Source organism: Marinobacter litoralis (genome assembly GCF_016427555.1).
Taxonomy (GTDB): Bacteria; Pseudomonadota; Gammaproteobacteria; order Pseudomonadales; family Oleiphilaceae; genus Marinobacter; species Marinobacter litoralis_A.
Map to the genome: position 1 here is coordinate 1,325,412 of NZ_JAELVS010000001.1, position 24,432 is coordinate 1,349,843.

Consider the following 24,432-nt stretch of genomic DNA (forward strand, 5'->3'; position numbering starts at 1 on the left):
ACCGTTATTGCCAACGGAGATGTACCTTGAAGTGTAGGCTTTTTGTTTGTTTGTGAGAAATTTCGCTCGGCAGGGATTATTTCCGCTATGCTGCAAGGGAGATACCTAACAAGGAGTTTCTTATGCCTTTCTCGCCGGTTCATCTTGCCGAACTGAATCTGTTGTTGCAGTTTCCTTCCACCTCGACGCAGGAAGGCATCAAGGTGCACGCCAGTCAGGCGGCGCCTGAAACCGTTCGTGCGGCTGCGTCATTGTTTTCGAAGGGGCTGATCTCGCAGGAAGACGGTGGTTACCTAACGCCTATGGGGTGCGAGGCGGTTGAACTGACCCAGAAGCTGCAAACTATGCTGGCCAGCGACTGAATAAACAGGCGTGGCCCTGATGAGTCAGGGCCACCCTCAAAGCAGTTGAGTGCCCTAAGCCTTGGGTCCCTTCCCTTTGAGTACGTTCACCAGTACAGAGACAACGAGCAGTACCAGAAAGATAAAAAACAGAATTTTAGCGAAGCCTGCCGCTGTTCCGGCTATGCCGCCAAAACCCAATACCCCCGCAATGATCGCAACAACGAGACACACTAAAGCCCAATAGAGCATTTGTTTTCCTCCTTTTTTGCAATGCCTAGTAAACGTGGCACAACATGGGTGTTACTGCAATTTTGAGTGCGTTACGTTAAACGATGGTCATGGTGCGGTCAGCTTTCAGTCGGTTGATTCCAGCGGATACACCGACGGTGCCAAGGTGGGGGTGCAGCCGATCACCCCGCGAGCTTGTTTATGCGCATGCAGGTACCAGCGCCGGCCGCCGCGAGAAAAGGTGTCCGCCCCGACTGGAAACGTTGCGGTTTCCACTGTGGCGGGGATGGGTCGGCCGTCGGCCAAACGGTAGACGCATGCCGTTTCAATCGTTAAAGACTGGCCGACGGGTAAGGCAATGAACCCGTCATCCCGAACCGCTGGTTTGTTACCGTTGATCTCGGTGATTTTGAGACAGGGGCCGTAATGAATGCGGCTATTATCGCCTACGGGCTCTTCCAGGCAGTGTTGGGCGCTCAGGAGTACCGTGTTTTCCCCAATGTCAGGATCTACGCCTGGCAGGCTCTGGCAGGCGGTGAGATACACAGCAATCAGCAAAGGGGCTAACGTTCGAATCATCGGTGACTCCTGGGGGTTAGTTGCAGATTTCCTTTGAAATCAGATCTTAGCGCATCAACCAATCGGCGGTCCCGCCCGTACACATCTTTTCGTGTCTGCAGATTACCGGATTTATCGACCCACGCTGTCCAGTACTGAAGATGAACCGGCACCGACCGATCCAGAACCGCCTTCACGGGTTCTGTTTTTTCTCTGGCCTGTTGGATCGTGGTTTTGGTCCAGGAGCTGTTTCGCGTGAGTAATCGTTCCGCCAGTTCAAAGGGGCGCTCAACCCGGATGCAGCCGGAACTGATGGTGCGCTGTTCGCGGTTGAAGTGGTATTGGCCCGGCGTATCGTGCAGGTAGATCGCATGTTTGTTCGGGAACATGAACTTAACCTGCCCGAGTGAATTGTTGGGCCCGGGCTGCTGAATAAGTTGATACGGAAAGTTGTCGGCCGTCAGGGCATTCCAGTCAATCTCGTCCGGGGCCACTTCAACGCGGCTGGCTCCCCAGCCTTTATAAACCTTGAAGTTCATCCGGGACAGATAGCCGGGATCGGTTTGTAGTTTGGGCAGCTGATCTTTGATCATCAGCGTTCGGGGAACCGTCCAGGTCGGGTTGAATACGAGATAACGAATGCGATCACTGAATACCGGCGTTTGCCGGAAAGGGTCGCCAACGATCACTCGCTGATGCATGACCTCTTCGCCGTTTTCCACCAAAACCATATCGTAGCCTGCGATATTGACCAGAACATAGGTGTCGCCCAATGAATCCGGTAGCCAGCGCCATCGCTCAAGATTGGCATCGATCTGGCGGATGCGTTCGATGGGCATGGTGTTCAGTACCTCCAGCGTTTTTCGGCCGATAAGACCATCGGGCTCCAAGCCGTGGCGAGCCTGAAACGCGGGAATGGCGTCAATCAGATTGCCTGAATACAGTTGGCTTTCCGGGGGTTCGCCAGTGCTGTCATGCGTGTCGCCGTCTGCCGCCGGAAGATCGCCCAGCAACCTGAGTTGTTGCCGGATTGTCGGTATGCGAGCGTCGCTGTCGCCCGGATGTATGGTCGGCCCTGAGTCAAGCAGGGGCCAGGGGCGGCCAAGCAGGCCGGAGAGCTGGCGCCTGTAGTCGCGCAGTTTCTGGTAGGCCGGTGCGGGTGGCTTGAAGGATTGCAGTGTTCGATAAACGGTTTCGTCCTGCAAGGCTTGTTCAAGGGCCGATTGCAGGGGCGCTTGCCGCTGTTGCACTGTCCATTGCGCCTGAAGGGTTTGTGAATTGACCTTGCCGTCACGAAGATGGGAGGCAAGCAAAAGGAAGGCGTCTGTAAAAATCAGGTCCAGTTCTGTGGATGGCAGCCGGGTGGGTGCATCCTGAGTGCTTTGGGTAATGTCGTGTAAGGCGTCTTGGTGGTAATCCGCCGGGTTAAGCCCGTCGTCGGCCAGCTCATCAATAGCCTGAATCAGTTCGCGCCGGGCAATCGGCGACTCCCAGGCTGGTTGGTAGTGCCGGTTTTGGTAAAACTCGGCCAAAGAACTCTCTGTATGTAGCTGTATGTCATTTACTGTAACGGGGTAACCGGATTGCAGCGCTTCCAGATGATTGATAATACGATCGTCGCTCTGGGCATTTTGCACAAATGCCAGTAGCATTATGAACAGTAGGCAGCTCCCTATGTTTGTCTTCGATTCTGCATCCTGCACATCGTCCTCCTCGTGAATGTCTTGCAAACTGAGCCGTCAGGCTTGCTGGAGTTTTAGTTCAATATGTCTGACTTGTCAGTTGTACAGTATGTTTTGATTGCGCTGATTTTCGTGTGGAGCGGTTTCGTGCGCTCAGGATTAGGGTTTGGCGGCGCTGTGCTGTCGCTGCCGTTCCTGTTGTTGGTGTTGGACGAGCCGCTGGTGTTCCTGCCGATCATTTCCATCCACTTGTTGGTGTTTTCATCACTAACCATCTGGATGAACAACCGACAAGGGCAGACCGATCGTCAGGGCTCTCCGAAATCCGGAACGGTAGATTGGCACTACCTGGGACGAATGTTCTCGATTCTGATCGTGCCGAAACTCATTGGTGTTTTCGGCCTGATCACCCTGCCGGGACACATCCTCAGTGCGATCATCTTCATCATTGTAGGCCTGTATTCGGTTTCGTACATCGTTAACAAGCCCTTCCGTAGTGGCAGTAAAACAGTCGATGCGTTGTTTCTGATGCTGGGGGGGTACATCAGTGGCACCTCATTGATCGGTGCCCCTCTGATCATCGCCGTCGCGGCTCAGCATTTGCCTAAAGAGAAGCTGCGGGACACCTTGTTTGCCCTTTGGTTTATTCTGGTGATGATCAAATTGGGAGCGTTCGTTTGGGCCGGTGTTGATCTGCAGCTTGAACACCACATCTGGTTGTTGCCTGCGGCGGCGGTTGGACATGTCATCGGTTTGTATGTGCACGATCGAATGCTGCACGCGGAAACGTCACTGTTCTACCGGGTGCTGGGCACAATCCTGCTAATTGTAAGCAGTATTGGACTGGTTACCGTGTGGCTGTAATCAAGCTAAAGGCCTACCGGTTCAGGAACCGAGCATGCCTGCGTAGGCGGTGTAAAAGAATGCACAGGAACCAAGCAGAATCAGGCTCCAAGCGGGAACAATCATTACAGAACGTGCCGGTCTGATCATCGCAACCTCCTTCGGTATGGCTAATCATTACGCGGTCATTGTCAATTTAGACCATTCTTGAGCATTGTCACGCCCGGTTGTTCAAATAGTCGTCTAGTATGAAGTGTGTTTAAGGCGAGTACTTCCTGAAGTAGTCACAAAAACAACAACAAGGACTTCATATGACTGTAGACCCTCAGAAACTGACGTCTGCCCATTGCCTGTTTTATTGGGCCGAGAAAACACCGGATAACGTATACCTGACCCAGCCCTTCCCGGATGGTCGCGTGGAGGACATCACCTGGGCTCAGGCGGCGGACCAGGTATGCCGCATGGTGGCGTACCTGACCAGCTTGAACCTGCCCGAGCGAAGCAAAATTGCAATATTGGGCAAAAACAGCGCCCATTGGATTTTAGCGGACCTGGCTATCTGGTCAGCGGGCTACGTGAGTGTACCTTTATACCCAACGCTGAATGGTGACACGGCGGCCTATGTACTGGAGCATAGCGACGCGCAAATGCTGTTCCTCGGTAAGCTGGATGGTACCGCGGACGGTTGGCACGATATCAAACATCACATTCCGCAGGATTTGCCCGTTGTTTCTTTGCCACTTTCCCCCCGCGATGACACACCTATGTGGATGGATCTGGTGGCAAAGCACGCCCCGGCCAAACCCCGGCTGCCGGCCCCGGATGATTTGGCGACGATCGTATATACATCGGGTAGCACCGGTCGCCCCAAGGGCGTGATGCACAGCTTTCGAACCATGATTTCCGTGGCGGACGGATTGCAGCAGTTGTTTCAGGTGTCGCCCGCCGACCGGATGTTGTCCTATCTGCCTTTGGCCCACGTAGCCGAAAGGGCGGCTGTCGAAACCCAATCGCTGTATTACGGTTTCCACCTTTATTTCGCGAATTCGCTGGAGACGTTTCAGGAAGATCTGCAGCGGGCTAGACCCACCCTGTTTTTCTCGGTGCCGCGCTTGTGGATGAAGTTTTATCTGGGTGTAACCGCCAAACTTCCGCCCAAGAAGCAGAAAGTTCTGTTCAATATTCCTGTTCTGGGTGGGTTGGTGAAGAAGAAGGTGCTCCGTCAATTGGGGCTGGATCACTGCCGGGTAGCTCTGACCGGTGCCGCACCTTTGTCCGCAGATATCATTAACTGGTATCGGAATCTGGGGCTTGAGTTGCTCGAAGTCTATGGCATGTCGGAGAACTTTGGGTACTCCCATGCCAGTCGCCCGGGCCAGGCGAAAGTTGGCTATGTCGGTGTAGCGAATCCCGGGGTAGAACAAAGGATTGGCGAGGGCGGCGAGATCGAGGTTAAAAGCCCCGGACAGATGCTCGGTTATTACAAGAACGAAGAGAAGACCAAAGAGGACGTAACCCACGATGGTTTCCTGAAAACCGGCGACATGGGTGAGATCGACGAGGATGGTTATCTCCGTATTACCGGGCGCGTGAAAGATTTGTTCAAAACCTCGAAAGGCAAATACGTGGTGCCGGTGCCGATCGAAAATCGTTTTAATCATCCCATGGCCGAGGTTGTCTGCGTGGCTGGCGCCAACCAACCCCAACCGTGCCTGATGTTACTGTTGTCGGAGGAGGCCCGTGCAGCGCTTGACACAGGCATTGATCGAACGGCTTTGGAGCAGGAGCTGGCGCAAGAGCTGGATGCGGTAAACGCGGAGTGTGAATCCCACGAAAAGGTGGCGTTCCTGGTGGTGGTCAAGGAGCCATGGAGCATGGAGAACGGCATGTTAACGCCCACCATGAAGATCAAACGCAATGTGATCGAAGAGTTCTATCACCAGAAGATGGACAATTGGTTTGCGCAAAACCGAAGGGTGGTTTGGGAGTTCTGACTTAGCGGTCAGCCACAAAAAAACCGGCATGTAAGCATGCCGGTTTTTTTGTGGCGTAAAAGCGGGTGTTTATACTCCGCCTTGAGCCTGTGGCAAATCCTGCACCGCTGCTACGGCTTCGCGATTCGCTTTGCGCAGCTTACGACTCAAAAATGCCAGTCCCTGTTTGACTGCCGCACGGGTATACTCGCTGCGCATCTCCACGCCGTTGTGGAGGATGCCGGATGGCTGTGGGCGAACGCTCACGTTACGCTGATGAATCATGGTGCCTTCCTCCTTTTTAGGGTGGCTTGGTTTGTTAGATTTTAAACTATTCTAGAGGTTCTTATTTGCAGTTTGAATACGTTAAACTTCGTACTCATGTTGCAAATGTGCAGTGACTATGGACTGGGATTATCTTCGATATATACGGGCTCTGGCAATAGCTGGAACCTTCGCAAAAGCCGGTGAAATACTCGGTGTGCACCAAACCACTGTTTTAAGACGACTTGATCAGATGGAAGAGTCGTTAGGTGTGCAGTTTTTTGACCGCAACCGTGACGGATTGCAGCTTACCGCCACCGGTGAAATGGCCTATCGGGAAGCCGAAAAGCTCGCGGTAGACATGGAAAACCTGGAGCGCAAGCTGGTTGGGCAGGATGGTGCACCGGTTGGCAAAGTCAGAATCGCGGCAGAAGATGCGGTGATGTATGAATTGCTGAGTCCGGTATTGGCGGCGCTCGTGCGCGAGTACCCGGAAATTGAGCTGGAGGTTCTGACCGACAACGATGTGGCCAACCTGAGCCACCGGGAAGCCGATTTAACCTTGCGGCCCGAGAACAAGCCTCAGGCCACTTTGGAAGGCGAGCGAATTGCTGCCATTGATTCTGCGGTCTACGGCTCGACAAACTACTGCCGTCGAAATCGGAAAATGGACATCGAAAATCACCCGGAGGCCTGCACCTGGTTGATTCCGGACGAGTCCTTCAGCCATTTGGCGACCGGCAAGTGGTACCGAAAGCACCTGAAGAACGTCCCCACGGTGATCCGCTGCAACAGTCTGCAGTCCATGCATGCTCTGGCGCGGGCCGGAGCTGGCTTGGCGGTTTTACCGTGTTATTTGGGAGAAGCGGCGAAAGAGCTTCGGCGGCTGTCGGACCCGCTGGACGGAGAAAGCATCGATCTCTGGTTGCACGTCAACCACGACACCCAGCAAATGGCTCGGGTACGGATCGCCATGGAGTTTCTGGTGGAGCGGCTCAAGGCTTTGGGGCCGGCCATTGAATTCAGCAACACGCTTTAAGCGCCGCCGGTATTAACGTGTTTGTGCCGGATATCCCAAGGATTTTTCCTCCGGTGCGACATCATTCCTACCAAACCGTCATCTTCAGCGGCATTGGAAGCTTGCTGAAGGGCGGGCCTGCATGTCATAAACATCGCTATTCCCGTAACCGGATAAGAGTGACATGACATTGAAGACCCTGATGAAACCTCTTGTAGTGGCCGGATTGCTGGTGAGCAGTCTGGCACAGGCCGCACCGAGCGCACAGCAGGTGCTGGAAGCTTCGCCCGTGGATGACATCGTTGTGCAGTATCCGGCAATGATGGGGCAGGGCATACGGGACGGCCTTAAACAGAAAGCACAGCTGCCGCCGATGGTGGCTGATACCATCGCGTATGTGGTGCAGAACAGCTTCCGCCCCGAAGAGATCAAACGCAAAATCGCCGCCAACCTTGAAACATCATTAAGTGATGAGCAGCTGGCCAAAGTGCACGACTGGTACCAGAGGCCGGTGGCGAGAAAAATTGCCCGGGCTGAAGTTGCAGCCTCTGCTCCGGCTATCTGGCCGCAAATTCGCAAGAAAGCGCCAGAGTTGAATAAAGCCAATCAGGGTACGGATCGCGAGGAACGCTTCGAGCGTTTTGACCGCGCTGCCCGTGCCAGCGAAAGTGCCGTCGATACCGCTATTGCGCTGCAGCTAGGTTTGTCATCAGCGCTGGCCGCAGTGCGGGGTGAGCCTGCGAACCCGGAAGCAACGCGCCAACAACTCGAAGCGCAGCGCCCGGCGTTGCAAGGTGTGGTGCGCAAACAGGTTTACGACAGCTATTTGTACACCTACCAGAAAATCAGTCCGAAGGAGATGGAGATGTATCTGGAGTTTCTGGAAAGTGATGCCGGCCGGCAGTTCACCAAGGTAGTGGTCGAGAGCATCCAGCAGGCCGTGACAGAGCCGATCGAGAATATCGGCAACCAGCTGGCTCGGTTCAGAAATTTAGGGAATGAAAGCGCTCAGTGAGAGCAGTCTGCCTGTGCGGCGAATGCACAGGCAGACCAACAGCTATTAGCTGCGGGAAGTCACTTCCAGCAGGTGGTAGCCGAACTGGGTCTGGATTGGCCCAATCACGGTGTTCAGGTCGCTGCTGAATACCGCTTTATCAAACTCGGGAACCATCTGGCCCGGGCCAAATGAACCCAGGTCGCCGCCATTGCGGCCGGATGGGCAAGAAGAGTGCTGCTTGGCAACTTCAGCAAAGTCCTGACCGCCTTCGATGGCTTTCTTCAGTTCTTCACATTTTGCTTCGCTGTCTACCAGAATGTGGCGTGCAGTTGCTTGTGCCATGATCAATATCCTGTTGTTGGATGGATGAAATGTTCAGAAGGTGAATGCTGCCCGTACCGCCGGCCCGAGGCAAGTGCTTTTTATGCGTGTTTCTTCGGCCTCACAGTCGGGCCTGCAAACCTGTACAATGCGCCGTTTCTTTTGCCGCCACAGTGCTGGCCCTCACGTTTATAGGTTCTTTTCTTGATCTCCACGGCCAATATCACCATGCAATTCGGGGCTAAGCCCCTGTTTGAAAACGTTTCTGCCAAATTTGGCAGTGGTAACCGTTACGGCCTCATCGGCGCCAACGGCTGCGGCAAATCCACCCTGATGAAAATACTGGGTGGCGACCTCGAGCCATCTGCGGGCCAGGTTATGCTGGAGCCGAACGTCCGTATGGGTAAGCTGCGCCAGGATCAGTTCGCCTATGAAGACTGCACGGTGATCGACACCGTGATCATGGGGCATGAAGAGCTGTGGCACGTTAAACAAGAGCGTGACCGCATTTATTCATTGGCGGAAATGAGCGAAGAAGACGGCATGGCCGTGGCGGATTTGGAAGTAGAATTCGCCGAAATGGACGGCTACACCGCTGAATCTCGCGCTGGCGAACTGCTTCTGGGCCTCGACATTCCTCTGGACCAGCACTTTGGCCCCATGAGTGCTTTGGCACCGGGCTGGAAGTTGCGGGTTTTGTTGGCTCAGGCTTTGTTTTCCGACCCGGATGTTCTGCTGCTGGACGAACCAACCAACCACCTGGACATCAACACCATTCGTTGGCTGGAAAACATTTTGGTAGCCCGTAGCAGCACCATGATCATCATTTCTCACGACCGTCACTTCCTGAACAGCGTGTGCACGCACATGGCGGATCTGGATTACGGCGAGCTGCGGCTGTTCCCGGGCAACTACGACGAATATATGACCGCTGCCACCCAGGCCCGCGAGCGCATGATGGCAGACAACGCCAAGAAGAAGGCTCAGATTGCTGAATTGCAGCAGTTCGTAAGCCGTTTCTCGGCCAACGCTTCGAAGGCCAAACAGGCGACGTCTCGGGCCAGACAGATCGACAAGATTCAATTGGAAGAAGTGAAACCTTCCAGCCGGGTGAGTCCGTTCATCCGCTTTGAGCAGGAAAAGAAACTGCACCGCCAAGCGGTCACGTTGCTAGGCCTGACCAAAGGCTTCGACGAAGGCCCGCTGTTTGAGAATCTGGATTTGCAGATTGAAGCCGGCGAGCGTGTGGCCATCATCGGCCCGAACGGTATTGGTAAAACCACGTTACTGCAGTGTTTGGCGGGCGCGTATGAGCCAGACGCCGGTGAGGTGAAGTGGACCGACAGTGCGAAGGTGAGTTATTTCGCGCAGGACCACACCGCCGACTTTGCGCGGGATGACACTTTGACCGATTGGATGGCGCAATGGACCACCGGTGGCGAGCAGTTGGTTCGCGGTACGCTGGGGCGGATGTTGTTCTCAGGTGATGACATTGGTAAGTCGGTGAAGGTGTTGTCCGGTGGTGAGCAGGGCAGGATGCTGTTCGGTAAGCTGATTCTGCAGAAGCCAAACGTGATGTTGTTGGATGAGCCGACGAACCACTTGGATATGGAGTCCATCGAGGCGCTGAACCTGGCGCTGGAGAATTATCCGGGTACGTTGATTTTCGTGAGCCACGACCGGGAGTTTGTTTCTTCCTTGGCGACTCGCATTATCGAGTTGAAGCCGGATGGGATTACGGACTTTAGCGGTAGTTACGATGATTACTTGCGGAGTCAGGGGTATCTCTGAGGTTTAGCTTGGGAGCCAGTTATTCTCCGATGTCAGACTATGGTGCTGGCGGGCATGTGGGGTGAGCCTGCCAAAAACCGCTCCTTCGGCACCCCTCCGGGGTCCGGCCCGCAATCACAGATTGCGGTCGTTCATCTGTCGCATGAAGCTCCGCTTCATAAGCGCTCGGCTGAACCCATGTGGCGCTTCTGCTCCGCCATCCATGGCTGCGCACATTTTTGGAAGGGGCCACCCACACGTCCGCTCATGCTTTTGAGTGGGATTCGACTAAGTAAGAGATAAAAGCATGAGTGATTCTGAGATTATTAATTCCACCCGAAAATGGGTGGAAGACGTTGTAGTTGGTTACAACCTTTGCCCGTTTGCCAAGCGTGAGTTGGTGAAAGACCGGGTTCGGTTTGTGGTGACGGAAGCCAAGACCGAAGACGACCTTGTGCAGGCGCTGCACGCTGAGCTTCAACTGCTGGAAGACCAGCCAGACGTTGAAACCACCTTGTTGATTCACCCGGGCGTGTTGCAGGATTTCTATGCCTACAACGAGTTCCTGGATACCGCGGATGCGTTGTTGGAATATCTTGAGCTGGAAGGCGTTTACCAGATCGCCAGTTTCCATCCGGATTACCAGTTTGCCGACACCGAGGCCGATGCGGCAGAGAATTACACGAACCGTTCTCCATACCCTATGCTGCATATCTTGCGGGAAGCGAGTCTGGAGTCTGCGATTGATAACTATCCCGATGTGGATGGTATTCCCGATCGCAATATTGAACTGATGAACCGGGAAGGCGCAGACAAGCTGAAAAGCCTGCTTAAGGCCTGTTTCTCCGAGATAGAAAACAAGCGAACCGGGGAGTAGAAGAACGAAGCCAGTGGGTAGGGCGCTTCCAAAAATGTGCGGAGCCATGGATGGCGGAGCAGAAGCGCCACATGGGTTCAGCCGAGCGCTTATGAAGCGAAGCTTCATGCGACAGATGAACGACCGCAATCTGTGATTGCGGGCCGGACCCCGGAGGGGTGCCGAAGGAGCGGTTTTTGGAAGGCGATCCCCCACCGGCGACTCGCACTAACTCGAAGGCTAGTGACAGCAAGCTCCCAAGTAAAACCAGACAACACACAAGAGCCAAAACATGGGACTGCTTTTCGAACAAATAGACAGCGAACCCTCGGTGATCGGGGAAATCACTCTGCGCCGCCGCAGGATACCGGCGCTGGGTGATCGGGATATCTACGAAGTGAAACTGGGCGAAGAGTTTCTTATGTCCAGCATGTTCGTCGATGCCGAAATTGCGCTCTCGGATATCGGCCTCGATGCAACCGAAGGCGACAACCTCAGTGTCGTCGTCGGGGGCCTTGGATTGGGCTACACCGCCGTTGCAGCCCTCAAACACCAACGCGTATCCGAACTGCTGGTCGTTGAATACCTCAAGCCCGTGATCGGGTGGCACCAGCAAGAGCTCGTACCCCTTGGCAAAGAACAGAACGACGACCCACGCCACCGCTACGTCCACGGCAGCTTCTTCGACATGGCCGTGGCAGACCCCGCCACCGGAGGCTTTGACCCTGAAGCGCCCGGGAAACAGTTTGATGCCATTCTGCTAGACATCGACCACTCGCCCAGAGCCCTGCTGCACGACTCCAGTGCCAGCTTCTACAGTACCGAAAATATCAGCCTGATGGCCCGGCAGCTGAAGCCGCGCGGCATTTTTGCCATGTGGTCAAACGAAGGCGAAGACGACGAGTTTATGGCTGTACTGAATGAAGTATTCGAAGACGTCGCTTGCCACGTTGTCAGCTTCTTCAACCCCTTCCAAAACCGGGAATCCTTCAACACCGTCTACGTCGCCCGTAAGCCTGGGTGAAAAACTGAGGTTTGCTGGTACGCCTCTTGTCTTCTAGGCTCAAGTAAACGGAGCAAGTTGCAGGAGGTGTTTATGTCGAATCACCACGTTTACAAGAAAGTGGAAATTGTCGGCTCCTCGAAGAAAAGCATCGAGGATGCGATCGAAAATGCGCTTGAGGAGTGTGGAAAAAGCGTTCGCAATATGGAGTGGTTTGAGGTGATGGAAACCCGGGGCCATATCGTGGATGGCAAGGTGGGGCATTATCAGGTGGTGCTGAAAATCGGATTTCGTATCTCTGACAGTTGAGAACCGTAAGAATTATTTTGGTGGACCAGTGAAACGCCCGGGCAGCGCGCTGCCCGGGCGTTTTTTTACATCAGGTTGTAGATAAACACGATAGCCACAGCGACCGGCGTGATAAAGCGGACGGTGACAAACCACAGGTTGAACACGCCCGGTGACAGCGACAGTTCGTTTTCCATGGCTTGACGAGACATCACCCAACCGGCAAATAGCGCAACTAGCAGACCACCCAGCGGCAACAGGATGTTGGCGGTGAAGAAGTCCAGCAAATCAAAAATGGTTTTGCCTTCCAGCATCGGGATGAAGCCCAGCGGCGCGACGTCGGCCCACAAGTTCAGCGACAGCACCGAGGCAATACCCAGTGCCCAGCACACGCCACCGGCGGCGAGGGTGCTGATCGCACGGTTCATACCTTTCTGCTCTTCCAGCCATTCCACGATGGGTTCCAGAAGCGAAATGCCCGATGTCCAGGCAGCGAACACCAATAATACGAAGAACAGAGTGCCGAACAACGAGCCCATCGGCATCTGACCAAAGGCCAGTGGCAGAGTCTGGAAAATCAGTCCAGGACCTGCGCCCGGCTCCAGTCCATTCGCAAAGACGATCGGGAAAATCGCCATGCCGGCCAGCAGTGCCACGCCGGTATCGACCACCGAGACAGTAACGGATGTTTTGGCGATGGAAATATTCTTGGGCAGGTAGGAACCGTAGGCCATCATGACCGCCATGCCTAGACTCAACGTAAAGAATGCATGGCCAAGGGCCACCAGTACGCCCGACGTGGTCAGCTTGGAGAAGTCCGGCTGGAACAGGAACGTAGCGGCTTGACCGAAGTGGCCGGTGGTCATGGCGTAGCCGACAACCAACAGAAGCAGTACAAACAGCGCAGGCATCAGGATACTGACGGCCCGCTCAAGACCCGAGCGAACGCCCCGGGCCACGACCAGCATCACCAAGGCCATGAACACGGTGTGCCAAAGCAGCAGGGTAGAGGGCGTGCTCAGCAATCCTGAGAAGATGGCGCCCACGGCGTCTGCAGATTGCCCGGTGAGTTGTCCGCTGGCGGTGGTGCCCACGTAAGAGATGGCCCAGCCACCAATCACCGAGTAGAACGAAAGAATTAAGAATCCGGCGAGAACGCCTATGGCGCCTACCAGTTTCCAGGCCGGGTTCAGTTTGTCGCGTTCAGTAATCAGACGAATGCTGTTGACCGGGCTGCGGCCACCCCGGCGGCCAATCATCACTTCGGCCATCATGATGGGGATGCCCACAACGGCGATACAGGCGAGGTATACCAGTACGAAGGCACCACCACCGTTTTCGCCGGTAACGTAGGGGAACTTCCAGATATTGCCGAGGCCAACGGCGGAACCCGTGGCCGCCAGAATAAAGGCGAGCCGTGAGGACCAGAGTCCACGTTTTGCATTGGAGCCCTCAAGGGCTTCCGAATAGGTAGCGGAGCCGGATGAAGTGACAGACATAATGATCTCCCGAAGGTATTGTTTTTGTTTCAGGGGTTAAAAAGGGGAGCTGCAGAACCCTGCAGCCCCCAAGGGAACGCGCCGGCGTCAGATCAGCCGGCGCAAGCCAGTCGCCTGGGCGTTTGCCCTGCACCCGGAGCATGCTTTCGGAAACGCTCTTCGGCCAGTTCATTGGCGATCTCACCGGTCGCGCGGCCGGTATTATCTGAGCGCTGGAATATCTCGGTCAGGGTGTCACCGATGGTGTCTACATGGGCGCGGATTTGCTCGGGAGAGCCGTTGGTGCGCTCGTAGAACACATCGATGATGCCGCCGGCGTTGATGGCGAAGTCCGGGGCATAGAGAATGCCCCGTTGTTTGAGTGCTGCGTCGTGCTCGGGGCGGTCCAGCAGGTTATTGGCAGCGCCCGCCACGATGCCAGCCCGAATCGCGGGAATGCTTTGGTCATTCAGCACCGCTCCCATGGCGCAGGGGGCGATCACATCGACCGGCAAGGTAAGAATGTCTCCCGATGCAACGGCAGTGGCGCCCAGTTCGTCTACCGCACGTTTGAGGTTGTCGGTGTGAATGTCCGTCACCCACAGTTCGGCACCGGCTTCTTTCAGGTAGCGGGCCAGTCGGAAGCCGACATTGCCAATACCCTGAACCGCTACCTTCAAACCGTTCAGGTCATCCGTGCCGAGTTTGTGTTTGACGGCCGCTTTCAGGCCGATGAAGGTTCCGTAGGCGGTTACCGGTGACGGATCGCCCGTGCTGGGTAGGCCGTCAAAGCCGGTGCGGGTTGTTACACCGGCCACATGAGAGGTCTGGCGACCCATGACTTTCAGGTCAGGCACGCTGGTGCCGGAATCTTCAGCGGCAATGTACTGGCCGCCAAGGCTTTCCAGGTGTCGGCCCATGGCTTCGAGCAAGGCTTCGGTCTTGTGCTTGCGAGGGTCGCCGATGATCACCGACTTGCCGCCGCCGAGATCCAGATTGGCCAGCGCCGATTTATAGGTCATGCCTCTCGATAAGCGAAGGACATCTCTGAGCGCTTCTTCGTCACTGGCGTAAGGGAACATTCGGCAACCGCCAAGCGCGGCTCCCCGTGAGGTATTGTGAATGGCAATGATGCCTTTAAGGCCGGTTTCGGCATCGCAGACGAAAGACAGGTGTTCGTGGTTATCGAACTCCGGATGGCTGAATACGTTCATGGCGTTTCACCTCTTGTCGGTGGCCAACCGTTACCCTTGTGGGGCCTGCGGTGGCCATTTATTGTTTTAGACAGCTGCGTTGGCGATTTGTTGATGAGCCCTTTCATTCGGGCTTAATTCAGCCCGGTACTGCGCCCGTTCTTTTTGGGCAGCGTGATAGGCGGCTTCTTTCACCGGCCCGTAGCCGCGGATCTTCGCGGGCAGGCTGGCAAGGTTGCGGGCCGCATCGGCGTGGTCCTTGCTCAGATGCTTGAGCAGGAAAGCCACGTCCGCCTCGTACTCCCGAATGAGTTTGCGTTCCAGGCGGCGGTCGGCGGTGTATCCGAATGGGTCCAGCGGGGTACCGCGCAGACCGCGGGCTTTCGCCAGCCACGTGAATACGGTTTCCATCCAGGGCCCGAAGGTGTGCTTTTTCGGCCGTTCGCCGTTCCTACCGCGGCTGAGCAGCGGCGGCGCCAGATTGAACTCCAGCTCGATGTCCCCCTCGAATTGTTCCTCGAGTTGCTTGCGCAGGCTGCCATTGCTGAACAGTCGGGCGACTTCGTACTCGTCTTTGTAGGCCAACACTTTGGCGTAGTTCTCGACGATAGAGCGCAACAGAAGTGGGTCACGGCCCAGCTTGTGAGCGATGGTCTGTTCCGCATTGCGCACCAGCTTCTCGTAGCGTTTGGCCAGCGATGCATTTTGGTAATCGCTCAGATGCGCCATGTTGCGCTGGATCAACTGGTCTGTGGTTTCCATGACCTGCACCGGCGTGCCTTTGGGTTTCGGGAAGGCCAGAGCCATCACCCGGTCCAGATCGTGGGCAGCACGGCGCCCCCAGAGGAAGGCCTGTTTGTTTTTTTCGACTGCCACGTTGTTGAGCTCGATGGCCCGCTCAATGGCATCCGCGCTTAGCGGCAACAAGCCCTGCTGCCAGGCGAAGCCCACGGTGAACAGGTTTACGGCCATGCCGTCGCCCATCAAGGCCTTGGCCAGATCGCCGGCATTGAGGAACCAGCTGCCATCGGGGCGGCAGGCTTCTTTCACCGTTTGTTCCATCGCTTCACCCGGGAACTGAAGGTCAGGGTCACGGGTAAAGGCCGCGGGCATGGCTTTTTCGGTGTTAACCACCGCCCGTGAAAACCGGTTATCCAGTTTGGCCAGGGCATCGTCGGTTGCCGATACCATCAGATCGAAGGCGATCATCAGGTCGGCCTCGCCGGCCGGAATGCGCACAGCGTGGATGTCCTCTTGCTTGTCACTGATGCGAATGTGGCTGACCACCGCGCCAAACTTCTGGGCCAGGCCAGCCTGATCCAGCACGGACACGCCTTTGCCTTCGAGGTGTGCCGCCATGCCCAGCAGGGCACTCACGGTCACCACACCGGTACCACCCACGCCGGTCAGCAGAATGCCGTAAGGATTGCTGCCAGATACGGGCGTAGGTTCCGGAAGCTCGGGGAAGTCCACCGCAGAGCTGACCCCTGCCGGTTTTTTCAGTCTGCCGCCTTTGACAGTGACAAAGCTGGGGCAGAAACCGCGCACACAGGAGAAATCCTTGTTGCAGGAAGATTGGTCAATCGTGCGTTTACGCCCGGCATCGGTTTCTTTCGGCAGAATCGACAAACAGTTGGATTGAATGCCGCAATCACCACAGCCTTCGCACACATCCGAGTGAATCATCACGCGCTGGTCCGGGTCTTCCATGGTGCCGCGCTTGCGACGACGGCGCTTTTCGGCGGCGCAGGTTTGGTCGTAGATGATCACCGAGCAGCCTTCAATCTCACGCATTTCCCGCTGCAGCGCGTCCAGATCATCCCGGTGATGGAAGGTAGTACGGTCAGCAAAATCGGCACGGGACGGGTATTTATCGATATCGTCGCTGACCACAGCGATGCGGCGTACGCCTTCGCCGTAGAGTTGGTGGCTGATTTGCTGAACCGTCAAGGTTCCGTCCACCGGCTGGCCACCGGTCATGGCAACGGCATCGTTGTAGAGAATTTTGTAGGTGATGTTGGCACCGGAAGCGATGGCTGCCCGAATGGCCAGAACTCCGGAGTGGAAATAGGTGCCGTCACCCAGGTTCTGAAACACGTGCTTCTGGTTGGTAAACGGTGCCTGGCCGAGCCAGGTGACCCCTTCACCGCCCATTTGGGTAAAGGTGTCGGTGCCGCGCTCCATCCAGGTGGCCATGTAGTGGCAACCAATGCCACCAAGGGCGCGGCTGCCTTCGGGGACCTGAGTGGACGTGTTGTGCGGGCAGCCAGAGCAGAAATGAGGTGTGCGTTCCAGCCGCTCTTTGGGCTGCGCCAGACTGTTTTCTTTTTCCGTGAGGAAGTTCAGGCGCTGCTGCAGTTGGTCATTGCAATAGCGGCCATCCAGACGGGAAGCGATGGCCCGCGCCACCATAGCCGGGGTGAGCTCGGCGATGGTCGGTAGCAAATCGTTTCCCTGATTGTCTTTTTTGCCAATCACATTGGGGCGTTTGCCATCTTGCCAGGTGTAGAGCTGGGTTTTGATCTGTTCCTCGATCAAGCCCCGCTTTTCTTCAACTACCAGAATTTCTTCCAGTCCCGAGGCGAATTCATAGATGCCTTCGGGCTCGAGAGGCCAGGGCATGGCCACTTTGTAAACGGCCAGCCCGATGGCTTCACGTTCCTCGTCGCCCAAACCGAGATCGGCCAGGGCCTGAATAACGTCGAGGTAGGCTTTGCCGGTGGTGACGATACCCAGTCGAGGCTGTTTCGCCGCAAGTACGGTATGGTCCAGGTGGTTGGCTCTGCAGAAGGCTTTTGCGGCTTCCAGTTTGTGCCGGTGCAGGCGTTCTTCCTGTTCCATGGGCTTGTCGGGCCAGCGGGAGTTCAGGCCACCTTCCGGCATCGGAAAGTGTGTGGGAATGCGGATGTTGATCCGACTGAGATCCAGGTTGGCGGAAATGGACGAGTCCATATTCTCGGCCAGAGCTTTAAAGCCGACCCAGCAGCCGCTGAAGCGCGACATGGCCCAGCCGTATAAGCCGAGGTCAAGAATGTCCTGAATGCCGGCGGGGTTCAGAACCGGCATGCCGGCATCGAGAAACGCGTAATCACTTTGGTGAGGCAAGGTGGACGATTTGCAGGCATGATCGTCGCCCGCAACCGCCAGTACACCACCAAACCGGGAAGTGCCCGCCGCGTTGCCGTGCTTGAAGACGTCGCCGGTGCGGTCTACGCCCGGCCCTTTGCCGTACCAGAGTGCAAATACACCATCGTAACGGGCGCCCTCGAAAATGTTGACCTGCTGGCTACCCCAGACAGCGGTTGCGCCTAAATCTTCGTTTACACCGGGCAAGAAGTGAATATTGCGCTCTTTGAGGTGATCGCGGGCTTTCCACAAAACCTTGTCGAACCCGCCAAGAGGAGACCCGCGATAACCGGAGATAAAGCCGGCCGTATTCAGATCGTTGTTACGGTCGAGTTGGGCTTGGAGCAGGGGGAGTCTCGCCAGAGCCTGGCTACCGTTCATGTAGACCGAACCGGTATCTTTTTTCCAGACATCGTCAAGGCTGACGGGACGCAGGCCCGTGGGGGAGCGTGAAAGATCTGACATGTTGAAATCCTCTACTACCTGACCGGATCGCGGCGGTAGGTAATGTCTTGTTTTTGTAATCCCGGCTTTTGGCCGGATGGTCGATTTCATTGGTCCTGCCCGGAGGATTACCCGGGTTGTCCTTTTGGGACTGGACGAAAAACAAACTAGAGTAAGTTTACGTGTACGTCAACAGGCGTGAGGGTGCTTGCGGCTGCCTGAAGTGTGAGTTTTGCATTTAACCGGCTGAGGTGGCGGCAGAAAATAATTTGGCTTAGGGGTTTTTACCTATTCGTGTTTTGCGGGATTAAGCTTAATTTCCTTCGATGTCTGCTCATACTTATTCTTACCAATTTCAGCCGCACAAGGTGCGCGCTGAATTCTTCCGGTTGCTGCCGATCTCCTTATTCGTTGTCGCCTTTGGTGCTGCGTTTGGATTAGCCGCGACCCAGTCCGGCTTGTCTCCGTTCCAGTCAATTTTGATGAGCTTCACGGTCTTTGCCGGTGCTTCGCAGTTCGGGGCGTTAGATTTATGGGGCACCGAAGTTTCGGTGATTCCCATGATGGTTGTGGTGTTTGCCATAAACGCACGCCACCTGCTGATGGGGGCCTCGCTTTACCCCATGTTGAAAGACGTATCGCCGGCGCGGCGGTATGGCCTGCTGCTTTTCCTGACCGACGCCAATTGGGCGGTTTCGGCACAGGATTACCAGAACGGTCGGCGCAACCTGGAAGTGATTCTGGGTGGTGGCGTGGTCTTGTGGCTGGCGTGGGTGTTGGGCACGGCGTTTGGTGCCTACTTCAGTGGCTTGCTGCAAAACCCGAAAGCTTTTGGGTTGGATATGGTGCTCGGTTGTTTCCTGCTGTCGATGGTGTTGGGTGGTAAGGCTACGCCGCGGGTTGTGGTGGTGTGGTTGGTGGCTGGCGTTACGTCTCTCGCTGCCTGGAAGTGGCTGCCTGCCAACATGCACGTGGTTGTCGGCGCTTTGGCTGGCGGAGCCGTAGGTTTGTTCTGGCTGGAGCCGCGAGCCTCAGACAACTCAGAGCATGCAGGAGCTGAACATGACCATTGAAACCACTTCGGTCGGCGTTCTGATTCTGATTGTGCTCATGACGTTGGTCACCTTGGTAACCCGATTCGGCGGCGTGTTCGCCATGTCGTTTGTGAAGATCAGCCCGCGGGTTGAAAGCTTCATCAACGCCATGGCCAGCTCTGTTTTGATCGCGATCATAGTGCCTATGGCGGTGGCAGGTGACGCCGGGGCTTTGGCCGCGCTGGTGGCTACTGCGGTCACCATGCTGGCGATTCGTAAGCCGCTGCCCGCGATCTCGGTGGGGCTGGTGGCAGCGGCTTTGGTGCGTTATTTCACCTGACGGCTGATGGGATTTGAGCGTCAGCCGTCTCTCAGGGTTCGGTGACGGATGCTTGAGGCCAATTGGTTCAGCAGTTCCCGGGCTTCGGCATTGTGAAGCGTGTGGCATTTGTCTTGAAATTCGCGCAGGTTTTGGCTGTCGGGCGCATTGGCCAATTCCTTTTTCTTATCCAGATGTTCGCAGGCAGCCAGATGGGCTTTGATCTCTGTGTCGATCAGTCGAGACGCCAGGTTTTCAACCGTTTCGCTACAGAACGGGCGGCTTTGGTTTAGCTGAGTGCGGGCTTCAATGGCCGCCTGTCGTGCCTCAAGGCGCAACTCATTGGCGGAATCTCCGGCTTCTACGGCTCGCAGGAACACCCCTAGATGGTCGTGGAGTTGCCAGATTGTTGGCCAGATAAGGTCATAGGCTGCTTTTTCTGCACGGTAGCGTTCCTGTTCCAGTGCGGCGGCCTGGTCTGGCGCTTTGCCCCCTAGCGGCTGATTGAAATCTACCACTCGCATGTCGTCCACTTCCCGCCAGAGACTGTCAATTCGCTGCTTCAGAGTAGTGATTTGATGCTGATTACGCCTTCGGCTGATGAGCAGTATCAGAAGTGCCACCAAGGCAAGCAGCGAAGCGCCCGCCGCGACCAGTAGCGACAGATTGTGGGGCGGCAGCATGGTCCAGAGTTGACCCGCGTCCATGGCGTTCGACCTCCGTCGAATTCCCGTTTCAAGCTTTCAGTATAGAGCTTATTCCTGAGTCTGTTGCCGGTAAGGCAGCACGGAATGGGCATCGTTAAAGTAGTCGGTTACCTGCATCGCCTCGTCCCGTGTGAAATCGGCAATGGCCTCCCTGAAGCCGGGGTGTAGGATGCCGTGCCAGGAGTGGGTGATCACGGGCTCAAATCCGCGCACAAGTTTGTGCTCTCCTTGAGCGCCCGCATCAAAATGCTGCAGGCCCAGTTCGAGGGCAAGCTCAATGCCCTGGTAGTAACAGGTTTCGAAGTGCAGATGATTGTACTCCTCCAGACAGCCCCAGTAGCGGCCATAAAGCGTTGAATCACTGGTCAGGAATAACGCGCCCGCTATCATTTTTCCATGGTGCATAGCCATGATGACGTGCAGGTGTTCGGGTAAGCTTTCCCGCAGATTCTCAAAGAAGGCCTGGTTGAGGTATGGGCGCTGGCCGCGTTTCAGGTAGGTGGCCTGATAGAACACGTAAAACGCCGCCAGCACCCGGTCGGAAATATCCCGCCCGTGAAAGCACCGGAAGCCGATGCCTTGCTCAGCCACTTGCCGCCGTTCTTTACGAATGGATTTGCGTTTGCGGGAGGTGAGTTCAGCCAGAAAGTCATCAAAGCACTGATAGTCGCGATTGTGCCAATGAAACTGGCAGCCAATGCGATGGAGTTCCTGATCGTGGCTGAGTAACGCCTGGTCCGCAGCATCCGGGAACAGCAGATGCCAGGAGTGGGCGCCAAGCTGTGCGGTCAGGTTGGTTAGCAGGTTTTCCAGCGTTGTAGGCGTTAGCTGTGACCGGGCTTTTTCGTCTAACAGCAGACGAGGGCCTTGTGAGGGCGTAAAGGGTACGGCGATCAGTAGCTTCGGATAATAAGGGAGGCCGTGACGTTGGTAGGCGTCTGCCCAGCCCCAGTCGAACACGTACTCACCCATCGAGTGGCTTTTCAGATAAGCCGGGGCCACGCCACAGATCTGCCCGTTGCGACGGAAAACCAAATGGCAGGGAGTCCAGCCGGTTTCCGGACGGGTGCAGCCGGAAACCTCCAGCGCCTGAAAGAATTCGTAGCGAAGAAACGGAGTTTTACATCCGGCCAGTCGCTGCCACTCCGCTTGGGGAATGTCGGCGATGCTGGCGCAGGTGGTTACCGTGATCTCGGGTGCTGCCATGATGATAGTGAACTCTTGTAAACCAAGGCCATACCATACGACAGAACCCGAGGGCTGATCACTTTTTCATGTCAGCGCAGCGTTTTTCCATTTTCTTCTGCCACTTTTCCATATGCTTGTGGTGTTTCTCCTGACGCTCGTCGTGGATCTCGCTCCAGATCACCCGCTGCTCATCGGTGAGCATCAGGCGGTCGGCCATTTCGGCGCGATGTTCCTGCATTTTCTGGCGGCGTTCTTCACGATGTTCTTTGCTGAATTTGCCTTTACCTTCGCGGAAGTCTTCGCACACCTCTTTCTTGTTGTGCTTGCCTTCGTGATGATCCATGCCTTTGTGGTCATGGGCAAAGGCAGCCGGGCTGGCTGCGAACAGCGCCGCCATCAGAACGCCGGCGGTCATTACAGAAGTATGTGCTTTCATGATCTGTTCCTTTTTCGTGTTTGGACTGTCTACGGAACCCATGCTACGCCTTTGAAACGTCAGCGAGCGTCAGGCTTGTGTAAAGGTTGGGTAAAGAGAAAAAGCTGCCCGGCAGAAGGACTTAAGCACCGTGCTAGACTAGCGGCAGATAACGATTGAGGGGCAGAGATGCAAAATCGGGTATTGCTGGTTGAAGACGACGATGAATTGAGGCAATTGCTGTCGCGTTATCTGGCAACGCAAGGCTTCAGTGTCCGCGAGGCGGCCAATGGTCGTGATGGCCTGTCGCTGGCGTTGGGGCAGGATTGTGACATCGTGGTTCTGGATATTATGCTGCCCGATATCAATGGTCTGGATGTACTGCGTGAGCTGCGGGGTAAAACCCACTTGCCGGTTATCTTGCTGACCGCCCGGGGTGACGAAACCGACCGGATTGTTGGGTTTGAAGTCGGTGCAGACGATTATATACCCAAACCCTGTAACCCGCGTGAGCTGGTGGCTCGTTTGCAGGCACTGTTGCGCAGGATTGCCTGGGATCAGCAGGCCGATGTGGATGCCAGCCGGGTGTATGGCGACCTTCGGGTGGAGCCTGACCAGCGCCGTATCTATCAGCACGGTAAGCCTCTTGAGCTGACCGCCACCGAATACGAAGTATTGCAGGTCTTGCTTGCCCATGCCGGCAGTGTGGTGCGTAAAACCGATTTAATGCAATGGGCGTTGGGCCGCAGGCTCGAAGCCTACGACCGAACGTTGGATATGCACATCAGCAACTTGCGAAAAAAACTTGGTAATGACGACCCGCCGAGAATTGAAACGGTGCGAGGCCTTGGATACAGCTATCGGGTGCCGACGCAATGACGCGTTTCAGATTTCCATTATTCTGGCGAATTTTCCTGTCGATCTGGCTGGCGATGGCGGTAACGGTTGTGGCCAGCCAACTAGCCACCCGCGTTTTGCTGGATCGGGAACGTCAGGCCATCGTTCGCCAAGCCGGCTTGCAGGACATCGCCAGCGAAGCCATCAACCTGCGAGAGCAGCTGGGCCGGGCCGAGGCTCGGCGATTTTTGCGGATGGAAGGTGAGCGGCTGAAACTTCATTTGATGCTGATTGAACCGGATCAGAGTCACCACCGTTTGCCGCGTATGGTGCGCGAGCGCATGCAGTCAAACTGGCACCTGAGTAAACCCGCGGTATTGGATTTGAACGGCGGCTATCAATTAATTGCCTGGCCCCGAATGGGCGCTGGAGGCTGGTTACATCCCGGTTTGTTCCGGATGTTTGAGCTGGTTCTGGCGTTCGTTGTGATCTCGATGGCTTGCTGGTTGGTTGCCCGGTTTGTCTCCCGACCGCTCAGACACATGGAGGGTACGGCTCGTTCGATCGCTAAAGGCGATACGGAATTGCGCGTGGCCGATACCATTGCCCGCCGCCGCGACGAGGTTGGCCAATTGGCTTCCGCCTTTAATGCCATGACTGACCGATTGTGCCAGCTGCTGGATCGACATAACCGCTTGCTCAGAGATATCTCCCACGATCTGCGCACCCCACTGGCGCGTCAGCGGATTGCAATTGAACTGGCCAGTGACGCGGGCGCTGACCCGGCACTCATGGACAGTATCCTGCGCCAGAATGAGCGGCTGGAAACTATGACCAGCCAGATCCTGACGTTGTACCGAGTCTCTGAAAATGGCGGTGTTGTTGAGCAACAACCCGTCAGGCCGCTGTCCTTGATCAATCGGGTGCTGGGCGATGCGAGTGATTACGCCGAGCAGCAGGGGGTAGACTGCAAGATGGTGGCGAGTGATGACGTTGCCAACATTACCATATTAGGTGACCCGGGCTTGTTGCAGAGGGCGTTCGATAACATTCTGCAGAATGCGTTGGATCATACGCCGCCGGGTCAGTCCGTTAATGTGGGGCTTTCAGTTTCCAACGGGCGGGTAGAAGTTTCGATTGCCGATGAGGGCGCAGGCGCGCCAGAGGAAATGCTGAAGCAGTTGTTCGAGCCTTTCTTTCGAGCCGACGAATCTCGGGGTGGTAAGGGTTGGGGCTTGGGGCTAGCTATCGCTCGAGATATCATCCTTGCCCATGATGGAGATGTTACTGCTCAGAACCGGTCGGGTAGCGGTCTTCAGGTGACCGTTCGGTTACCGGTTTTCTTCGGGAGTTGACCCGGCGTTGGCAAGCGGCGCTGGTTCCGTTTCGTCGTCAACAGGTTTCAGGTGAGAGGCCTTTGAGAAATCAATGCCTTCTTGCAATTCATCTTCTTCAAACCGAATGCCGCAGCCCGCTTTGCGGAATTTTGCCGGGCTGGCCGTGCCTGGTGTTTTGTTTTCACTGTCGTTGGATGTCATAGGTTGCC

Annotated in this window: 25 protein-coding genes; 13 read left to right on the forward strand and 12 right to left on the reverse strand. The window is 55.9% G+C overall.

Annotation, left to right across the window (positions count from 1 at the left end; genetic code table 11):
* Positions 1–122 precede the first annotated feature (122 nt).
* Positions 123–362, forward strand: coding sequence for a TIGR02647 family protein (locus JAO79_RS06170; RefSeq protein WP_199006247.1), 240 nt, complete (start codon positions 123–125; stop codon positions 360–362).
* A gap of 54 nt (positions 363–416) precedes the next feature.
* Here JAO79_RS06170 and JAO79_RS06175 read toward each other — a convergent pair whose 3' ends face one another.
* From JAO79_RS06175 to JAO79_RS06185, 3 genes are all read right to left on the reverse strand, one after another.
* Positions 417–593 (reverse strand): DUF1328 domain-containing protein, encoded by a 177-nt coding sequence (locus JAO79_RS06175; protein WP_199006248.1) that lies wholly within the window; start codon positions 591–593, stop codon positions 417–419.
* Positions 594–698: 105 nt separating this feature from the next.
* Positions 699–1,151, reverse strand: a complete 453-nt coding sequence (locus JAO79_RS06180) for a hypothetical protein (protein ID WP_199006250.1) — start codon at positions 1,149–1,151, stop codon at positions 699–701.
* A complete protein-coding gene (locus JAO79_RS06185) occupies positions 1,148–2,782 on the reverse strand; it encodes a L,D-transpeptidase family protein (protein WP_199006251.1) in 1,635 nt (544 codons plus the stop codon). The genes JAO79_RS06180 and JAO79_RS06185 overlap by 4 nt, the downstream gene beginning before the upstream one ends.
* Before the next feature lie 114 nt (positions 2,783–2,896).
* On the opposite strand from JAO79_RS06185, the gene JAO79_RS06190 reads away from it, so the two are divergent.
* Together JAO79_RS06190 and JAO79_RS06195 are read left to right on the forward strand one after the other, a co-directional pair.
* Positions 2,897–3,676 carry a TSUP family transporter gene (locus tag JAO79_RS06190; RefSeq protein ID WP_199006252.1) on the forward strand — a complete coding sequence of 260 codons (780 nt, stop codon included), beginning with the start codon at positions 2,897–2,899 and terminating at the stop codon, positions 3,674–3,676.
* Between the two features lie 290 nt (positions 3,677–3,966).
* Positions 3,967–5,649: an AMP-binding protein gene (locus JAO79_RS06195; protein ID WP_199006253.1), complete on the forward strand. Its 1,683-nt coding sequence runs from the start codon at positions 3,967–3,969 to the stop codon at positions 5,647–5,649.
* A 69-nt stretch (positions 5,650–5,718) separates the two neighbouring features.
* Here JAO79_RS06195 and JAO79_RS06200 read toward each other — a convergent pair whose 3' ends face one another.
* Entirely contained in the window at positions 5,719–5,913 is a 195-nt protein-coding gene (locus tag JAO79_RS06200) for a hypothetical protein (protein ID WP_199006254.1), read from the reverse strand.
* Positions 5,914–6,031: 118 nt separating this feature from the next.
* Between JAO79_RS06200 and JAO79_RS06205 the strand changes: the two genes are divergently transcribed.
* Together JAO79_RS06205 and JAO79_RS06210 are read left to right on the forward strand one after the other, a co-directional pair.
* Positions 6,032–6,931, forward strand: coding sequence for a LysR family transcriptional regulator (locus JAO79_RS06205; protein WP_199006255.1), 900 nt, complete (start codon positions 6,032–6,034; stop codon positions 6,929–6,931).
* Positions 6,932–7,094: 163 nt separating this feature from the next.
* On the forward strand, positions 7,095–7,925 hold the full coding sequence (locus tag JAO79_RS06210) for a DUF2059 domain-containing protein (protein ID WP_199006256.1): 831 nt from the start codon (positions 7,095–7,097) through the stop codon (positions 7,923–7,925).
* Positions 7,926–7,970: 45 nt separating this feature from the next.
* Here the strand turns inward: JAO79_RS06210 and JAO79_RS06215 are convergent, their stop codons facing one another.
* A complete protein-coding gene (locus JAO79_RS06215; protein WP_199006257.1) occupies positions 7,971–8,249 on the reverse strand; it encodes a peptidylprolyl isomerase in 279 nt (92 codons plus the stop codon).
* 183 nt (positions 8,250–8,432) lie between these two features.
* Between JAO79_RS06215 and JAO79_RS06220 the strand changes: the two genes are divergently transcribed.
* The 4 genes from JAO79_RS06220 (at position 8,433) to JAO79_RS06235 (ending at position 12,166) form a co-directional block, all read left to right on the forward strand.
* Positions 8,433–10,019: an ABC-F family ATPase gene (locus JAO79_RS06220; protein WP_199006258.1), complete on the forward strand. Its 1,587-nt coding sequence runs from the start codon at positions 8,433–8,435 to the stop codon at positions 10,017–10,019.
* A gap of 286 nt (positions 10,020–10,305) precedes the next feature.
* On the forward strand, positions 10,306–10,875 hold the full coding sequence (locus JAO79_RS06225) for a DUF1415 domain-containing protein (protein WP_199006260.1): 570 nt from the start codon (positions 10,306–10,308) through the stop codon (positions 10,873–10,875).
* A 271-nt stretch (positions 10,876–11,146) separates the two neighbouring features.
* A complete protein-coding gene (locus JAO79_RS06230) occupies positions 11,147–11,878 on the forward strand; it encodes a spermidine synthase (RefSeq protein WP_199006261.1) in 732 nt (243 codons plus the stop codon).
* A gap of 72 nt (positions 11,879–11,950) precedes the next feature.
* Positions 11,951–12,166, forward strand: coding sequence for a dodecin (locus JAO79_RS06235; RefSeq protein WP_199006262.1), 216 nt, complete (start codon positions 11,951–11,953; stop codon positions 12,164–12,166).
* Positions 12,167–12,231: 65 nt separating this feature from the next.
* Here JAO79_RS06235 and JAO79_RS06240 read toward each other — a convergent pair whose 3' ends face one another.
* The 3 genes from JAO79_RS06240 to JAO79_RS06250 form a co-directional block, all read right to left on the reverse strand.
* On the reverse strand, positions 12,232–13,644 hold the full coding sequence (locus tag JAO79_RS06240) for a sodium-dependent transporter (protein ID WP_199006263.1): 1,413 nt from the start codon (positions 13,642–13,644) through the stop codon (positions 12,232–12,234).
* Between the two features lie 92 nt (positions 13,645–13,736).
* Complete coding sequence (locus tag JAO79_RS06245) at positions 13,737–14,837, reverse strand: Glu/Leu/Phe/Val family dehydrogenase (RefSeq protein ID WP_199006264.1); 1,101 nt, start codon at positions 14,835–14,837, stop codon at positions 13,737–13,739.
* A 66-nt stretch (positions 14,838–14,903) separates the two neighbouring features.
* Positions 14,904–18,407: an indolepyruvate ferredoxin oxidoreductase family protein gene (locus JAO79_RS06250; RefSeq protein WP_199006265.1), complete on the reverse strand. Its 3,504-nt coding sequence runs from the start codon at positions 18,405–18,407 to the stop codon at positions 14,904–14,906.
* A gap of 305 nt (positions 18,408–18,712) precedes the next feature.
* Between JAO79_RS06250 and JAO79_RS06255 the strand changes: the two genes are divergently transcribed.
* Together JAO79_RS06255 and JAO79_RS06260 are read left to right on the forward strand one after the other, a co-directional pair.
* Positions 18,713–19,459, forward strand: a complete 747-nt coding sequence (locus JAO79_RS06255) for an AzlC family ABC transporter permease (RefSeq protein ID WP_199006266.1) — start codon at positions 18,713–18,715, stop codon at positions 19,457–19,459.
* The gene (locus JAO79_RS06260; protein WP_199006267.1) at positions 19,449–19,760 is read left to right on the forward strand and encodes an AzlD family protein; all 312 of its coding nucleotides are present in this window, start codon (positions 19,449–19,451) and stop codon (positions 19,758–19,760) included. The genes JAO79_RS06255 and JAO79_RS06260 overlap by 11 nt, the downstream gene beginning before the upstream one ends.
* 20 nt (positions 19,761–19,780) lie before the next feature.
* On the opposite strand, the gene JAO79_RS06265 is transcribed toward JAO79_RS06260, so the two are convergent.
* From JAO79_RS06265 to JAO79_RS06275, 3 genes are read right to left on the reverse strand one after another with little or no spacing between them, the layout of a single operon-like run.
* The gene (locus JAO79_RS06265) at positions 19,781–20,446 is read right to left on the reverse strand and encodes a hypothetical protein (RefSeq protein ID WP_199006269.1); all 666 of its coding nucleotides are present in this window, start codon (positions 20,444–20,446) and stop codon (positions 19,781–19,783) included.
* A 48-nt stretch (positions 20,447–20,494) separates the two neighbouring features.
* Positions 20,495–21,652, reverse strand: a complete 1,158-nt coding sequence (locus tag JAO79_RS06270) for a GNAT family N-acetyltransferase (protein WP_199006271.1) — start codon at positions 21,650–21,652, stop codon at positions 20,495–20,497.
* A 58-nt stretch (positions 21,653–21,710) separates the two neighbouring features.
* Entirely contained in the window at positions 21,711–22,070 is a 360-nt protein-coding gene (locus JAO79_RS06275; RefSeq protein ID WP_199006272.1) for a hypothetical protein, read from the reverse strand.
* Positions 22,071–22,238: 168 nt separating this feature from the next.
* Between JAO79_RS06275 and JAO79_RS06280 the strand changes: the two genes are divergently transcribed.
* Positions 22,239–22,928: a response regulator transcription factor gene (locus JAO79_RS06280; protein ID WP_199006273.1), complete on the forward strand. Its 690-nt coding sequence runs from the start codon at positions 22,239–22,241 to the stop codon at positions 22,926–22,928.
* Positions 22,925–24,241 carry a sensor histidine kinase gene (locus JAO79_RS06285; protein ID WP_199006275.1) on the forward strand — a complete coding sequence of 439 codons (1,317 nt, stop codon included), beginning with the start codon at positions 22,925–22,927 and terminating at the stop codon, positions 24,239–24,241. The genes JAO79_RS06280 and JAO79_RS06285 overlap by 4 nt, the downstream gene beginning before the upstream one ends.
* On the opposite strand, the gene JAO79_RS06290 is transcribed toward JAO79_RS06285, so the two are convergent.
* A complete protein-coding gene (locus tag JAO79_RS06290) occupies positions 24,218–24,424 on the reverse strand; it encodes a hypothetical protein (RefSeq protein WP_199006277.1) in 207 nt (68 codons plus the stop codon). The two genes, JAO79_RS06285 and JAO79_RS06290, sit on opposite strands and share 24 nt — an antisense overlap.
* Positions 24,425–24,432 lie beyond the last annotated feature (8 nt).